This is a genomic window from Sphingobacterium paramultivorum (assembly GCF_014109745.1).
In the GTDB taxonomy this organism is placed as follows: Bacteria; Bacteroidota; Bacteroidia; order Sphingobacteriales; family Sphingobacteriaceae; genus Sphingobacterium; species Sphingobacterium paramultivorum.
This window is the reverse complement of record NZ_CP058555.1, coordinates 2,964,172-2,978,831: the sequence shown is the minus strand read 5'-3', so window position 1 is coordinate 2,978,831 and position 14,660 is coordinate 2,964,172. Positions and strand designations below refer to the sequence as shown.

Sequence of the window (14,660 nt, the reverse complement as noted above, 5' to 3'; positions counted from 1 at the left end):
TATAAAAAAGACCGGTAAATCAAAGATATTAAATGTGTTATTTATTTTAAGTGTTTTTTTTACATTTATCTATACGAGAGAAAAAGGATGGATAGTTTTAAGTTGTATTTACTTGATAATTAGTGTTTTGTTTGTTTTGTACTTAGGGAGGTGAAATGTTGGCCTGCTGGTAAGATCGCAATAAAAAAGCTGATCCGTTTATTTTTAACTATACTTGTATATGAAGAAAGTTAATAGTATTGTTATTTTTTGTGCTTCCAGTTTAGGGAATTCGGCCGTGTATGAAGAGCAAGCCTCCTATGTGGGAAAGGTTTTGGCTGAATATGGTATCCGTTTGGTTTATGGTGGTGGAAGGGTCGGCCTAATGGGGGCTGTTGCGAATGGAGCTCTTGCGCACGGAGGTGAAGTAATAGGTGTGATTCCCGATTTTTTGAATTCGAAAGAAAGAGAGCACACGGGCGTAACAAAACTGATTACTGTTGATACCATGCATGATCGTAAACGAATTATGAATGATTATGCCGAAGGGGTAATCGCACTGCCGGGCGGTTTTGGTACCTTGGAAGAACTTTTTGAAATGATTACATGGGCTCAATTGGGTTTACATAAAAAGCCAGTTGGTTTATTAAATATCAATGGATTTTATAATCATCTAATTCAATTTATTGATCACATGGTCGAAGAGGGGCTTCTTAAGCAGGAAAATAGAGCAATGTTATTGGTCGCTGATACGATTGAAGAGCTGATCGAGAAGATGCAACAGTATGAAGCACCACTGGTTCCAAAATGGATTGAGAAGGATGAAATTTAGGACTTCAATAAATTCTTATGTCATCTTAATCCCGCTCTTATTTCTGACTAATAGCATTCTTATCGCTTTTTAATTTCGATTTAGAGATTTGTAACAGAATTTCTTATTCCTCCATATGTTACAATCTCGGGGTTTTTTAGCCTGTATTTTCATCGTTTCTCCGTTTGGGCTTATTGCTCAAACAGTATCTCAGGATACCATGAAATCGTTCAGAATTGACGAAGTCGAAATTAGTTCGAAGTATTACAAAAGATATAATCCGAAACAACTGTCGGAAGCATTGCGGCTAGAAGCCTCATTGTTAAATATACCACAGCATATTCAAGTGGTGAACAGCGAGATTTTTAGGGATCAAGTGGTACTCAACCTCAATGAAAGTGCTACCCGAAACAGCAGTGGTACATTTCGGGAGGAACTGCATAATGGTATATCTCCAGATATCTATTCCCGTGGCGGCTATATCAGCGCGCAGCGTAATGGCGTTGATATGCGTCCATTGGGAAAAGGGCCTAAGTATCATTTTTTTCAATGATTAATTTTTGAACAACATTTTAGAAGAAATGAACAACAATGAATTGGACTAGAGGTGATATCTTTGTTATGGCTAGATGTTAGAGTTGTTTGATCAGCATAAATACAGCGCTGATCTTCGATTCGGGGGAATCCCTTATATTTTAACCGGCTTTGGGATTCCCCTAATTTAAGCGTGGATAGGAGATATTCTTCTCCCTACACAAAAGGCCCGATCATCCGATCGGGCCTCTTTTTATTTCGTAATTAATGTAATTTACAATCGATTTGCTCGGGCAGTGATTTCCGCAATGTCCACACTTCAATCTCAGATTCTTTTTCTTTTGTTTTCACGCCATCTTTTAACATCGTCATACAGAGAAAGGACATGCTGCAACGACAACTTGAGGTTGTGCATCGATGCTCCTCGATACGTTCGATGTTAATGTCTTTTGCTCCGGACTCTGGTTCTTTGAACATTTGTCCGCCCCCAGCACCACAGCAAAGTTCATTGCTCTTACAACTTATAGACTTTATGGCAAGGAAAAGGCAGACAGAATTATAAATCTATTGTAATGAGCGATCGAATGACCACTTATGAGATAAAGCAGGTGCTATCTAACGCGACGAGAAAGGTGCTTTTAGGTTTGTTACTTAGTTGAATGGCTGGAAATAAATATCATTTTTTTTCAATGGTTAATTTTTGAACAACATTTTAGAAGAAATGAACAACAATGAATTGAACTAGAGGTGATACCTTTGTTATGGCTAGATGTTAGAGTTGTTTGATCAGCATAAATACGGCGCTGATCTTCGATTCGGGGGAATCCCCTATATTTTAACCGGCTTTGGGATTCCCCTAATTTAAGCGTGAACAGGAGATATTCTTCTCCCTACACAAAAGGCCCGATCATACGATCGGGCCTCTTTTATTTCGTAATTAATGTAATTTACAATTGATTTGCTCGGGCAGTTATTTCGGCAATGTCCAACACCTCAATCTCTGATTCTTTTTCTTTTATTTTTACGCCATCTTTTAACATCGTCATACAGAAAGGACATGCTGCAGCGACAACGTGTGGCTTTGCATCGATGACTTCTTCGATACGTTCGATGTTAATGTCTTTTGCTCCAGGCTCTGGTTCTTTGAACATTTGTCCGCCCCCAGCACCGCAGCAAAGTCCATTGCTCTTACAACGTTTCAGTTCGATCAGCTGGGCATCCAAGCTTTCCAATACTTTTCTCGGTGCCTCATAGACCTCATTTGCACGACCAAGATAACAGGGATCATGATACGTTATCTTCTTTCCTTTGAATACGTTGTTATCCGCTGGTTTTAATTTTCCTTCATCGATCAGGTTTTGGATCAATTGTGTATGATGAATGACCTCATAGTTGCCACCTAGGGATGGATACTCATTTTTCAATGTATTGAAACAGTGTGGGCAAGCCGTTACTATTTTCTTGATTTCATAGCCATTGAGTACTTCGATGTTCATCATGGCCTGCATTTGAAATAGAAATTCGTTTCCACTTCTTTTGGCAGGATCACCCGTACAACTCTCTTCTGTACCTAAGATGGCATATTTTAAACCAACATGTTGTAATATTCTGCAGATATCGCGCGTAATTTTCTGTGCACGTTCGTCAAAACTCCCTGCACAACCTACCCAAAATAGTATATCAGGAGTTTCTCCTTTGGCCAACAGTTCAGCAACTGTGGGAACTTTTAATTCATTTTCCATCATAAAACTATTGTTGTTGAGTCCAATTGGCGCGGTCCAATTGCGCATATTTCCATGGGGCACCATTGTTCTCAATATTTCCAAACATATTGTTAATACTCGCAGGAGCTTGTGATTCTTCCATAACAGCAAAGCGACGAAGTTCAATAATAATATCCAGTGGATTAATATTGACTGGGCATTGTTCTACACATGCATTACAGCTTGTACAGGCCCATAACTCTTCTCGACTGATATACGTGTCAATTAAAGATTTTCCGTCATCCTGAAAGCTTCCATTTGTTTTGATATTCGTACCGACTTCAGTGAGGCGATCCCGTGTATCCATCATAATTTTTCGTGGAGACAGCAGCTTTCCCGTTATATTTGCGGGGCAAGAAGATGTACAACGTCCACATTCAGTACAGGTGTATGCATCCAATAGGCTCTTCCAGGTTAAATCCTGAACATCTTTGGCTCCAAAACGTGCATTTGCATCTGCTGGAGGTGGGGTGAAACTCGGATCAAGCATTGCCTTAACCTCATTGGTCACAGCTGGCATATTGGATAGTTTGCCTTTTGCGTTCAGATTAGAAAAATAGGTGTTCGGAAAAGCCAAAATAATATGAAGATGCTTAGAATAGGGGAGGTAGTTCAAGAAGGCAAGTACACCTAGGATATGAAACCACCAACAAGACCGCTCTATTAAAAATAAGGCCTCCGTCGAAGTTGGAAGGTATGGAAGAAGATGGTGGCTTACTGGAAAGGAACCTACCGATTTAAAATGTGCGAAGCCATAGAGCTGCAATTTAAGATCAGAAGCGTTCATCAGCAGGAAAGCCGACATTAAAAGAATCTCTGTGATTAAAATAATATTTGCATCCGTCTTGGGCCAATGTTTCAATTCTACACTATTTAAGCGAGCTACTTTAGCGATATTTCTCCGAATTAAAAAGATGACACAGGATACCAGTACACCCAGCGCGAGCCATTCAAATGCCCCAATTAGGAAATTATAAAAACTCCCTAAAAATGAAAAGATACGATGTGTACCAAAAAGACCGTCTATGACAATCTCCAACATCTCAATATTGATGATGACAAATCCGAGGTATACAAATAAATGTAGGACTGCGGGGAAAATTCGCTTGAACATTTTCTTTTGTCCAAAGGCGACGAGGAGCATCATTTTCCAACGCTCTGGGGATCTATCCGAACGATCTGCCGGTCTACCCAGCTTGATATTACGATAAATCTGTTGTGCATTTTTGCTAAAAAGGAACAATGCCACAGCGAAACAAACCGCAAATATTAGTTGACCTATCATATGCCTGGATCTTGGTTATAAACAAATATACTATATTATTTTGTTATGCTAACATAGTAAAAATAAATCAAAAATAGAGACCTAAGGTGATAATTTATTTGAAATTTCTAATGGTAAGTATAGGTTGTAATGAAAAACGTCCAAGAAGAAATTATTCTTCTTGGACGTTTTCTCTAGTTATATCTGAGTAGACTATAGCTCAACATCAGAAAATGTCTGTTCTAATATTTTACGCATTGTTTTTTGAATTCGTTCTTTTCCTGCTTCGGTATTTACATCAATACCACAAAAGGTACTTCCGGTAGATTTTGCCTGAAGGCTCAAATAATAAATTGAACTGACTAAAATCGCCAATGTCGCTCTAAGGTCGTTTTCGGAGTTTTCGAATTTTGAATCGACATGCTTAAATAGTTCTTCGCCGAGCAATTCTCTTCTGTCGGCTATATTTTTAAGCGCTTTTGTCTTTTCGCCCAGTCCCCAATGAATCACTTTTTGCTTCGTCTTATCCTTCAAAAAGGTGTTAAATTGAGAATTAAGCAATTCTTCTATCAAGGAAACGCTGATGGAACCGGGATTTGTGATCATTTGTTCCAATACGCCCTTATCTCCGATTTGCCAAAAATCTTTTTGTGTCAGATAAGCTTCCACCAGTTGATCGAGACCGCCAAAATAATTCCATATTAATGCTTTGTTCAGTCCACATTCCAAAGCAATATTAGGTCCATTCAATGCATGGTATCCTTTTTTCTGAATTACCTTTCCGACAGCAGCGATCATTCGCGCCTTGGTGCGTTCCTTGTCGCGTATAGGACCGGAAGTTACCTTTCTTTCTTTTTTAGGGTTATCCTCAATTACTTTCTTTTTCATGCGAATAAAATCATTTTAACGACGAAGCTTTCCTGAGTACCTTACATTCGTCAGTTAATGAACAAATTTGGGACCATGAAGTTTTCATTAGGGTAGATATGTTTGTTTTCCGAACCAATATCTACAATTTAGCTGGTAAATGCAAGAAAATCAAGCAGCAGATTTTTATTTACACTATAATTTGACTGATTCGATAAGCTTTTGAGTTTACCTTATTCTTTTGGCTGTAGAACTGGAGCGTATTTGGTGCTATCGGCGGTGTACGCTGATTGCGATTCACTTACCTTTGGGAAAATAGATAGGCAATAAAAAAGGGATTATCTACATAGATAATCCCTTTTTTATTGCCTTGTATGCTAGCTTATTTTCTTGCTGGAGCAGTAGCAGGAGCAGCTGTAGCTGAAATACCTAATTTTGTTTTTACAGCAGCAGTTAAATCTTCTCCACCTTGGAAATAAGGAATATTTGTGCTTGAAATATCAAATACATAAGCCATACCTTTTTCTTTAGATACAACATTGACAGCATCGCCAACTTTTCTATGTATAGGTGCAATTAATTCTTCTTCTTTTTTGTTCAAGTCTTCTTGAGCAGCTTGTTGTGCTGTTTGAATACGAGCCTGAATATCTTGTAATTCTTGACCTATTTTGTTGATTTCTGGATCAACAGTTTCTTTATTTGCTTCACTTCTGTTACGCAATTTATCGTTTGCTTCTTTTTGTTTTGTTTGATAAATGGTAACCATATCTTGAATTTCTTTGGTTTTACCATCACTCAATGTCTTCAATTGCCCTTCAGCTGCTTTAAATTCAGATGTAGACTGAATAATTTCAGCAAAATTGATATGACCAATCTTTTGTTGCGCATTTGCGAATTGAGTTGAGAAAAATACTGCCACTAAAGCAACCGCACCCTTTAATAAATTTTTCATGCTTTTCATTTTAATCTAATGAGCCATCTTTATGGCAATCTTTTAGTTTTCTAATTAATTACTACTATTATTATTTGTGTCCACAATGATAATAAACTCCCGCTTAGTTTGCAAGACTCGGATTAGGTTTATATCCTAATTTTGTAATGACATCATTACTTTTATTCAATTTTGGATTGGCATAAAGAAAAGTAGACTCATTGCCCTTGTCCATAATAAAATCAATTCCCTGCGCAGAAGCAACATCTTGGATAGCTTTTGCTACACGATCTTGAATAGGCTTCATCAATTGAGTACGTCTTTTAAAAAGGTCACCTTCAAATCCAAACTTTTGTTTCTGATAGTCTTTTACTTCTTTTTCTCTTGTCACGATTTCATCCTCACGGCGACGACGCATATCTTCATTTAATAAAACCTGGTCCTTTTGATAAGCCTGATATAGTTTTTCAATCTCAGCATATTTCTGATCCACTTCTTCCTGCCATTGCTTAGATAGGTCATCTAACTGTTTCTGTGCAGTCGTATATTCAGGAATATGTTTTAGGATATATTCTGAATCAGCATATGCAAGTTGTTGGGCAAATGTCGCTGTAGCACTCACGACTACAAAAGCTATAACTAACAATATTTTTTTCATATTTCCTGTAAGTTTTTATAGACTATACTTTTTATTATTTAACACTAATTTACCTTATGACTTCGGATAATCCCAAAAGTTTAATTCGAGAAAACCGCTCTACGTAAATTTACGGCTCAAAAATAAGAAAAAAGAAGCAATCTAATAGATATTTCTCGGGTTTAACACTATTTAACTTGTTGACGAATGCTCCAATGCTAGTTCCCTGATTGCTGCCTTTGGCCTCTTTTTTTCGATGATCATAGCCGCACTCAATATAAGAAAATTTATAAGATATTTCGGGTGATTTCGCATTGAATTAGATCAGGTGGAAATGAAAGAAAATACATGATTTACTGGAAAACAATCTTAAAACAAAAAAGCTATCTACAATTTCTTGCGATAGCTTTTTATTTTATTTCGATATGATTGGATCAACAAAGATTAGAATCCACCCATATTTTGCATGATACTAAATGTAAAGTTTTGTTTCCATGTACTGCTTGGTAAGCCCGGGATAGGGTCGAATGCATGGCCGTAATCTATTCCTAGCATACCGAAGATAGGTAAGAAGATACGGGCACCAACACCTGCAGAACGACGTACTTTAAATGGATTGTATTCGGTGAACTTGTTCCAGGTATTTGCCGCTTCAGCGAAAGCCAATACGTACACTGTTGCCTGATCATTTAACATCACCGGGTGACGTAATTCCATTTGATATTTCGTATAGATTGGACTACCTGAATTTCGTGCCACATTCACATTTTGTGTTCCTTCAGGAATAATTACACCATTTGCATAACCACGTAATGCGACAATTTCAGATCCTTGTAGGTAATCAAACCCTTGCATACCATCCCCACCGACTTTGAAACGCTCGAAAGTCGATATTTCAGTTTTGTTGGAGTATTTACCCAAGAAACCAAATTGAGCTTGTGCTTTGAAAACAAGTTTACCAACGATTTTTGCGTACCATTGTGAGTCAAATTTCCATTTGTGGTATTCTGTCCAACGGTAACGTTCCTGAGCCGAACCATTTTTATAATCAATGTTGTTGAACAATGAATATGGAGGCGTCAATTGCACCGAGAATTTGATGTTTGAACCTGAAGTAGGATAGATAGGAGCATCGATCGAATTACGGCTAAACTCTTGCGTCAAGTTGATGTTATAGGCAGTACCATTATCAAATAGGAAGTAATTTCCATAGTTCTGAAGCTTATAACGTTGGAATGACAAAGATGTATTTGCCTGGAACCAGTTGTCTGGCCATTGTAAGCGTTTACCTAATGTTGCGGTAATACCAGTCATCCAAATACGGTTCAACTCGGAATCCTTAACAATTTGCTCGCCAGTATAATAGTTAAATCCACCATATGATGAACTCGAGGTATAGGCGCTCAAACCAAAATAAATTGGTTTTTTACCACCCAACCAAGGCTCGGAGAAAGAGAAACTATACGATTGATAACGTTTACCCGAAGTTTGACCACGGACACTCAACTTCTGTCCATCTCCACGTGGTAGCGGTTTCCAGGAACTTTTGTCAAAGAAATTGCTGGTAGAGAAGTTGTTAAATGTTAAACCCAAGGTTCCGATGATCTGACCGGCACCATAACCACCCGAAAGCTCGACCTGATCCGAAGGTTTTTCAGTAACATTATAAACAATGTCCACTGTACCATCCGCATAATTTAAATTTGTCGGTACTGGGTTTGTTTTTTGTTCATCAAAATTTCCCAACTGCGCAATTTCACGCACACTGCGCATAATTTGTTCTTTTGAGAATTTTTGACCAGGTTTTGTATAAATAGAACGTAATACAACACGGTCGTTGGTTACATCATTACCTTTAACAATAACGTTATTGATGGTATATTGAGCACCTTCATACACACGTAAATTCAAATCGATTGTATCGTTGTAAATACGCGTTTGTTCAGGGTCTACTGAGAACGTAAGATAACCATCGTTCATATAGATTGAAGAGATGTCATCACTATTTTTTGTAGGACCCATCAATTTTGCTGTTAATTTTTCTTCCGAAAAAACATCACCACGTTTGACACCTAGAATTTTATTCAGCAAGGTGTCAGAATATTTGGCATTACCTGTCCAAACAATATTACCTACATAATATTTAGGACCTTCATAGATGTCAAAGTTAACCAACACATTTTTTTCACCCTCGCGAATAACCGTATCTTTCAGGAGCGTCGCATCACGATAGCCTTTGGCGGCCATTTTCTTGATTAGGTTTTCTTTACCTTCTTTGTATTTTTCTTCCTTGAATTTTCCAGGACCGAAAATACGGTACCACATTTTTTGCTTGATTGGCTTGGCCATTTTTCTCAACTCTTGCTGAGAAAAATGTTCATTCCCTGTAAAAGTCATTTTTTTGACTCTTACCTTATGTTTCTTATCCACATCGGCAATAAGTATTTCATTATTAGCCTGTGCCGAATCTTTTACTGTTTTTAGGGTGATCTCCGGATATAAAAAAGCTTTTTCTTTTAAGAACCGTTGGATTGTAGCACGTGTGGTGTTCATCAAGTTTTCGTTGACAATCTTACCCGTGTTGCTATTTAAACGTTTGCGAACTTCTTCGGTCTGACTTTTACTTAGACCATTGATATCAATACGAGTTAAACGAGGACGTTCTACTACACGGATGGTCAAAAATATATTTTCACCTTCAATTTTATCTGCCCATAATTCGACATCATCAAAGAGGCCTTGAGCCATCATATCCTTCACTACTTTTGCAGTCGCCTCACTTGGAACTTCCAAATATTGACCTACTGACAATTTAGAGATCGTAATTAATACATTTTTATCTAAAAATTGTGTTCCAGTTATATCAATAGCACTAATTACATAGTTTTTAGGATTGAGATAGCTGATTTTTTCTGGGTCATTTAAATTAAACGCACCTTTGTCTTGTCCGTAGACAAGCTGCATTGATGAGAGGCCAAAAAATAGTATTACGGGTAGTATACGCTTCATTTATCTATAATTATTGGCGCTAAAGTACACCAATCGTTTGTTAATTTTTGTTAATTAAGAAAATTTAACCAGCTTGCTTTTTTTCAAATCAGTGGTCAAATTTAATAAAATCTTTATAACTGTTCACTTGTTTTTCCAAACCTTCTTTCGCGTTGCTGATAATCGACGATGGATTTAAATAAATCTTCTTTCGTAAACTCAGGCCACATCTTATCTAGGAAGCATAATTCTGAATAGGCAATTTGCCAAAGTAGGAAGTTGCTTATTCTCAATTCTCCGCTGGTACGTATCAGGAGGTCAGGATCGGGTAGGTTTTGTGTATAAAGATTTGCAGCGAATAACTCATCGTTAATTTCGTCTGCATTGAGTTTTCCGTCTTTTACTTGTTGGGCTAGATTTCGAGCGGCGTCCACAATTTCTTGTCGGGAGCTGTAGCTCAAAGCTAATGTCAATGTACAGTGTGTATTTTCTTTCGTTGCTTCAATGGTCTCCTGCAGCTTTCTTTGTGCATTTGAGGGTAATTTGGTGATATCACCAATGACATTCAAGCGGACGCCATTCTCCTGAAAAGTTTTGATTTCTTTTTTAAGGGAACTAACCAATAGTTCCATCAGTGCCATCACTTCAAGTTTAGGTCTATTCCAGTTTTCTGCAGAAAAAGCATAAAGTGTCAGAAATTTAATATTGGCTTTTACACATCCTTCTAATGCTTCTCGTACTGCTTTTACACCATTTTGATGCCCAAATACACGAAGTTTCCCCTTCTGTTTTGCCCAACGGCCATTGCCATCCATGATGATGGCTATATGCTGTGGCAATTTAATAGTATCTATCTGATCTAAAAAACTCATTTTTGCTGTTTTCAATAAAATTAACACCTTAGCCATAAATGCTATTTTGGCGTTTTAAAACCTATTTTTGGTTTCCTGTATTGCTATCAATGATTATTGTTTGTTTAACGTACTTTTCATTGATTAATTATTGCACCTGGATTTCTATTATGGATATTCTTATTCCGTCTTCCTTTATTTCTTCCAAATATCGATTTTTAATTGGAAATTCAGAAGTACAATATGTAGAAAGATTGTTTGAAACATCTTCATCTAGCAGATTATCTCCTTTTCTTCATGCAAAGCGAGGCTGTGCGAAGCTACTGATAGCCTAATAGTTTCTGACATCGATGCCCCAAAGTAATTTTTCACGCAGCGTGCTGAAAAAGCTTTCATGGGGGAGTCTAATGAGATTAATCGTAAATGGAGCCTGTTTAATAGTTAATTTTACAGATGTATCAATGGACTCGTTTTTGGAATCACAGCTAAGGATGTATTGATTGCTTCGACTCTCTATTTCCAATTCAAGGGTAAACTGATTCGAGATGACAATGGGTCTCACATTGAGGTTGTGCGGGGAGATGGGGGTAATGACAAAATTGCCACTTTCCGGCATAATAATAGGTCCGCCGCAACTCAATGAATAGGCTGTGGATCCGGTAGGTGTAGCGATAATTAGTCCATCAGCCCAGTATGAATTCAGTAGTTCGCCATTGATGCGTGCATTGACGGTAATCATGGCCGAGCTGTCATACCGAAATACGGTAATATCATTGAGCGCATAGTGATTGCCTTGAAACAAATTAACCTGTTCAGATTCAACAGAGAGCAATACGCGCTTCTGTATCGTAAAACGCTGGTTCAGTATATCGTCGATGGCATCCTCAAAATCATTTTTATTGATGGAAGCTAAAAAACCGAGGCGTCCAAAGTTTATCCCTGCAATTGGAATTCCAGAGTCTTTAATCAGGGAAACAGCAGATAACATGGTTCCATCTCCGCCCAGACTTAACATAATGTCAATATGGTCTTTGATTTCTTGATATGTATTGTATGTTGAGAAGTTAAAGGCGCATTCAAATTGTGATATCAGAAATTCATGAAATGGATCATAGACCCAGATCTCAATATTTTTATCGACAAGATATTCAAATAAGTGTTTCACATGTGGTATAACAGAGGGTTGAAACTCTCTTCCATATATTGCGATTCTCATATTGTTTTCAATTTATGGGGCAAAGATGAGAAAAAACTAATCCTTATCAAATGTTAATATAATTCATAAGCTGCTGATAACGGTCGGCAGTGTCGTCAAATGCAGCTATGGTATTATGGGTTTCAAGAATTAAATAGTTGTGTCTTAGGAATGAATTCAGTAATGCATTGATGTTTGACTTGTCAACTTTAATGGTAACTTCAATGTTGTCACTTTCCAAATTTATTTTGGTCGCACAATTGAGGATTCTGCAATTGTCACTTTCAACAAGGTGCGCAATCTGTGAAAGTGAAAAATCATGTAGGCCAATTGCCAAAACAATAATAGCCCCAGATTCATTTTGCGATTGAATTGAACTTATTGCCTTTAATATATCTAATTGTGTTGACACACCAATATATTTGTTGTCTTGATCTAAAACAGGAATGATTGTACTATTATACACAGTTATCATCACCAATGCATCGTAGGGGTGTTGATTGAACTTCAGCTGTATGGGGGCTGTATTTATTTTTATGGAAGAAAGGGGAGCATCTTCATCTTCCGCATCCAATAAGAGGGTTTCATTAACCAGGCCAATATACTCATCTCCATTTAAAACGACTAATTCTTTACAAAGCATATCCTGAAGCTTTTCGAGCGCCTGTTGTATTGAATCAGCATTTTGGATGCTGAAATCTGCGTTTGAAAGAAATTGACCTATTAGCATATCCAAACTTAATAAAAAAACTATGTGAAAAGAAATTTTACGGGGTCAGATTTCTACCTAATTCTTTGAGCTACTGTAGCGCTTCAGACACGATCTATAAGGAACACATTACATAATTGCAAATAAGTACAATTTTAAAGTTTAAAATTGTACTTTTATTACCATTCTGTTATTATTTTTGTCAGCGAATTGAGAAAGGCTTGAATAGGGCCCATGGTAAAAATATAGTATTTCTAATCGGAAAAATAGGATTGATGATCACAAGCGAGAATAAGAAATTTATTGATATACGTGAAGTTATTCACAAAAAGAATGCGGGGCTTGCTAAATGGATTCCGTCTTTTTTACTAAATTATTTAAAAAGGACAATTCATGAAGATGAGATAAACGATATTATGACGCGCTTTGCGGATCTTCAGGGACTGGATTTTGTCGATGCCTTGATCAATGATCTGGATGTCAAAGTCAATTTGTATGGCGCAGAAAATATTCCGGTATCTGATCCTGTGATTTTTGCGTCTAATCATCCTTTGGGTGGATTGGATGGTATCGCATTCATGCATGCTATTGGCAAGTACAGACGTGATGTGAAATTTTTGGTTAACGATATTCTTCTCAATATAGGCAATTTGAGACCTTTGTTTGTCGGAGTAAACAAGCTTGGCGGGCAGGGGAAGCAAGCTATTTCCGCTATTGAAGAGGCTTATGGTGCCGATGACGCGCTACTGGTATTTCCTGCAGGTTTGGTTTCCAGAAAACAAAACGATGGCCGTATAGAAGACCTAGAATGGAAGAAAAGTTTTATTAGCAAAGCAAAAAAATATAAAAAAGATATCATTCCGGTCTTGATAGACGGTAAAAACTCTAAGTTTTTTTATAATTTTGCAAGGCTTAGACAGAAATTAGGTCTTAAGGTAAACATTGAAATGTTATATTTACCTGATGAAATGTTTGCCCAACGCGGACATACCGTCAATATTATAGTAGGAAAAAGAATCCCTTATACAGCGTTTGATCAATCAAAAAACGAAAAAACTTGGGCTGAGGAAGTGAAAAGAAGGGTTTATGGATTGGCTCAAGAAAAATAGAATTTATGCAAGAAATTATACCTCCAGTTGATAGAGAATTATTGAAGACCGAATTGAATAAAGAGGTCTTTTTAAGATATACCAACAATGGAAATAACGAGATATATTTAATCAACTATCATAATTCGCCAAATGTCATGCGGGAAATTGGGCGTTTGCGGGAGTTGACTTTTCGTGGAGCAGGCGGAGGTACAGGACTTTCAATTGATATCGATGAAAATGATACATGCGAAGATTGTTACGATCAGCTGATCGCATGGAATCCCGAAGATGAAGAAGTGGTTGCCGGCTACCGTGTCATCAAATGTGCTGACGCTGGAGAGGTGAACGGTGTGCCCAATTTATCAACAGCACATTATTTTCAGTTTTCCGATTTGTTCTCAAAAGAATATTTACCCTATACCATAGAATTGGGGCGCTCTTTTGTTCAACCGAAGTATCAACCCGCAATAGACAATCGAAAAGGAATTTTTTCACTGGATAATCTATGGGATGGCTTAGGAGCCTTGGTAATGCTTAATCCGGAAATTAGATACCTCTTTGGTAAGGTGACCATGTATCCGCATTACAATAAAGATGCCCGAGATATGCTGCTTTATTTTATGGATTATTATTTCCCGGACCATGATAACTTGGTGCTTCCTCTTCCGGAGTTAGAAATAAAGAACGATTACGATCGTTTTATTGGTATTTTTGACGGATTGGATTATAAGGAAGGGTATAAGGTGCTAAACAGTCATGTAAGGGCATTGGGAGAGAATATCCCGCCGTTGATCAATACCTATATGAACCTGTCGCCTACCATGAAATCTTTTGGTACGGCGCGTAATAATGAATTTGGTACAGTGGAGGAAAAAGGTATTTTAATTGTAATCGATGATGTGTATCCGGTGAAGAAGGAACGTCATATGAATACGTTTGAGCGGGATCGTGAATACGGTCACAGAAAACCCAAACGCGGATAATAAACTAAAAGGGGGATTCAAAAATTGAATCCCCCTTTATTTTGTGAGTACAGCGAC

13 protein-coding genes and 1 pseudogene are annotated in these 14,660 nt (G+C 37.5%); 4 read left to right on the top strand and 10 right to left on the bottom strand.

Going from position 1 to position 14,660, the window contains the following annotated elements:
* Positions 1 to 220 precede the first annotated feature (220 nt).
* On the top strand, positions 221 to 811 hold the full coding sequence (locus HS960_RS12780; protein ID WP_153846135.1) for an LOG family protein: 591 nt from the start codon (positions 221 to 223) through the stop codon (positions 809 to 811).
* 115 nt (positions 812 to 926) lie between these two features.
* Positions 927 to 1,343, top strand: coding sequence for a hypothetical protein (locus HS960_RS12775; RefSeq protein ID WP_153846136.1), 417 nt, complete (start codon positions 927 to 929; stop codon positions 1,341 to 1,343).
* Positions 1,344 to 1,598: 255 nt separating this feature from the next.
* Here the strand turns inward: HS960_RS12775 and HS960_RS12770 are convergent.
* The 10 genes and pseudogenes from HS960_RS12770 to HS960_RS12725 all read right to left on the bottom strand — a co-directional run.
* Positions 1,599 to 1,843 (bottom strand): annotated as a pseudogene (locus tag HS960_RS12770) (heterodisulfide reductase-related iron-sulfur binding cluster); the annotation flags it as partial.
* 428 nt (positions 1,844 to 2,271) lie between these two features.
* Positions 2,272 to 3,066, bottom strand: coding sequence for a (Fe-S)-binding protein (locus tag HS960_RS12765; RefSeq protein ID WP_153846190.1), 795 nt, complete (start codon positions 3,064 to 3,066; stop codon positions 2,272 to 2,274).
* 7 nt (positions 3,067 to 3,073) lie between these two features.
* Positions 3,074 to 4,372: a 4Fe-4S dicluster domain-containing protein gene (locus HS960_RS12760; RefSeq protein ID WP_153846137.1), complete on the bottom strand. Its 1,299-nt coding sequence runs from the start codon at positions 4,370 to 4,372 to the stop codon at positions 3,074 to 3,076.
* A gap of 192 nt (positions 4,373 to 4,564) precedes the next feature.
* Positions 4,565 to 5,239, bottom strand: coding sequence for a TetR/AcrR family transcriptional regulator (locus HS960_RS12755; protein WP_153846138.1), 675 nt, complete (start codon positions 5,237 to 5,239; stop codon positions 4,565 to 4,567).
* Between the two features lie 361 nt (positions 5,240 to 5,600).
* On the bottom strand, positions 5,601 to 6,170 hold the full coding sequence (locus HS960_RS12750) for an OmpH family outer membrane protein (protein WP_182332895.1): 570 nt from the start codon (positions 6,168 to 6,170) through the stop codon (positions 5,601 to 5,603).
* A gap of 103 nt (positions 6,171 to 6,273) precedes the next feature.
* On the bottom strand, positions 6,274 to 6,807 hold the full coding sequence (locus HS960_RS12745) for an OmpH family outer membrane protein (RefSeq protein ID WP_046671928.1): 534 nt from the start codon (positions 6,805 to 6,807) through the stop codon (positions 6,274 to 6,276).
* Positions 6,808 to 7,230: 423 nt separating this feature from the next.
* Complete coding sequence (bamA, locus tag HS960_RS12740) at positions 7,231 to 9,795, bottom strand: outer membrane protein assembly factor BamA (protein ID WP_182332894.1); 2,565 nt, start codon at positions 9,793 to 9,795, stop codon at positions 7,231 to 7,233.
* Between the two features lie 113 nt (positions 9,796 to 9,908).
* The gene (locus HS960_RS12735) at positions 9,909 to 10,646 is read right to left on the bottom strand and encodes an isoprenyl transferase (RefSeq protein ID WP_153846191.1); all 738 of its coding nucleotides are present in this window, start codon (positions 10,644 to 10,646) and stop codon (positions 9,909 to 9,911) included.
* Positions 10,647 to 10,956: 310 nt separating this feature from the next.
* The gene (locus HS960_RS12730; protein WP_153846142.1) at positions 10,957 to 11,841 is read right to left on the bottom strand and encodes an NAD kinase; all 885 of its coding nucleotides are present in this window, start codon (positions 11,839 to 11,841) and stop codon (positions 10,957 to 10,959) included.
* Between the two features lie 46 nt (positions 11,842 to 11,887).
* Positions 11,888 to 12,550 carry a CBS domain-containing protein gene (locus HS960_RS12725; protein WP_182332893.1) on the bottom strand — a complete coding sequence of 221 codons (663 nt, stop codon included), beginning with the start codon at positions 12,548 to 12,550 and terminating at the stop codon, positions 11,888 to 11,890.
* A gap of 254 nt (positions 12,551 to 12,804) precedes the next feature.
* Between HS960_RS12725 and HS960_RS12720 the strand changes: the two genes are divergently transcribed.
* Positions 12,805 to 13,638, top strand: a complete 834-nt coding sequence (locus tag HS960_RS12720; RefSeq protein WP_153846144.1) for a 1-acyl-sn-glycerol-3-phosphate acyltransferase — start codon at positions 12,805 to 12,807, stop codon at positions 13,636 to 13,638.
* Positions 13,639 to 13,643: 5 nt separating this feature from the next.
* A complete protein-coding gene (locus HS960_RS12715; RefSeq protein WP_153846145.1) occupies positions 13,644 to 14,603 on the top strand; it encodes a GNAT family N-acetyltransferase in 960 nt (319 codons plus the stop codon).
* Positions 14,604 to 14,660 lie beyond the last annotated feature (57 nt).

Excerpts from the sequence above, each read along its gene's own strand:
- HS960_RS12780 (WP_153846135.1), top strand. The coding sequence starts at position 221 with ATGAAGAAAGTTAATAGTATTGTTATTTTTTGTGCTTCCAGTTTAGGG.
- HS960_RS12775 (WP_153846136.1), top strand. The coding sequence starts at position 927 with ATGTTACAATCTCGGGGTTTTTTAGCCTGTATTTTCATCGTTTCTCCG.
- HS960_RS12765 (WP_153846190.1), bottom strand. The coding sequence starts at position 3,066 with ATGGAAAATGAATTAAAAGTTCCCACAGTTGCTGAACTGTTGGCCAAA.
- HS960_RS12760 (WP_153846137.1), bottom strand. The coding sequence starts at position 4,372 with ATGATAGGTCAACTAATATTTGCGGTTTGTTTCGCTGTGGCATTGTTC.
- HS960_RS12755 (WP_153846138.1), bottom strand. The coding sequence starts at position 5,239 with ATGAAAAAGAAAGTAATTGAGGATAACCCTAAAAAAGAAAGAAAGGTA.
- HS960_RS12750 (WP_182332895.1), bottom strand. The coding sequence starts at position 6,170 with ATGAAAAATTTATTAAAGGGTGCGGTTGCTTTAGTGGCAGTATTTTTC.
- HS960_RS12745 (WP_046671928.1), bottom strand. The coding sequence starts at position 6,807 with ATGAAAAAAATATTGTTAGTTATAGCTTTTGTAGTCGTGAGTGCTACA.
- bamA (WP_182332894.1), bottom strand. The coding sequence starts at position 9,795 with ATGAAGCGTATACTACCCGTAATACTATTTTTTGGCCTCTCATCAATG.
- HS960_RS12735 (WP_153846191.1), bottom strand. The coding sequence starts at position 10,646 with ATGAGTTTTTTAGATCAGATAGATACTATTAAATTGCCACAGCATATA.
- HS960_RS12730 (WP_153846142.1), bottom strand. The coding sequence starts at position 11,841 with ATGAGAATCGCAATATATGGAAGAGAGTTTCAACCCTCTGTTATACCA.
- HS960_RS12725 (WP_182332893.1), bottom strand. The coding sequence starts at position 12,550 with ATGCTAATAGGTCAATTTCTTTCAAACGCAGATTTCAGCATCCAAAAT.
- HS960_RS12720 (WP_153846144.1), top strand. The coding sequence starts at position 12,805 with ATGATCACAAGCGAGAATAAGAAATTTATTGATATACGTGAAGTTATT.
- HS960_RS12715 (WP_153846145.1), top strand. The coding sequence starts at position 13,644 with ATGCAAGAAATTATACCTCCAGTTGATAGAGAATTATTGAAGACCGAA.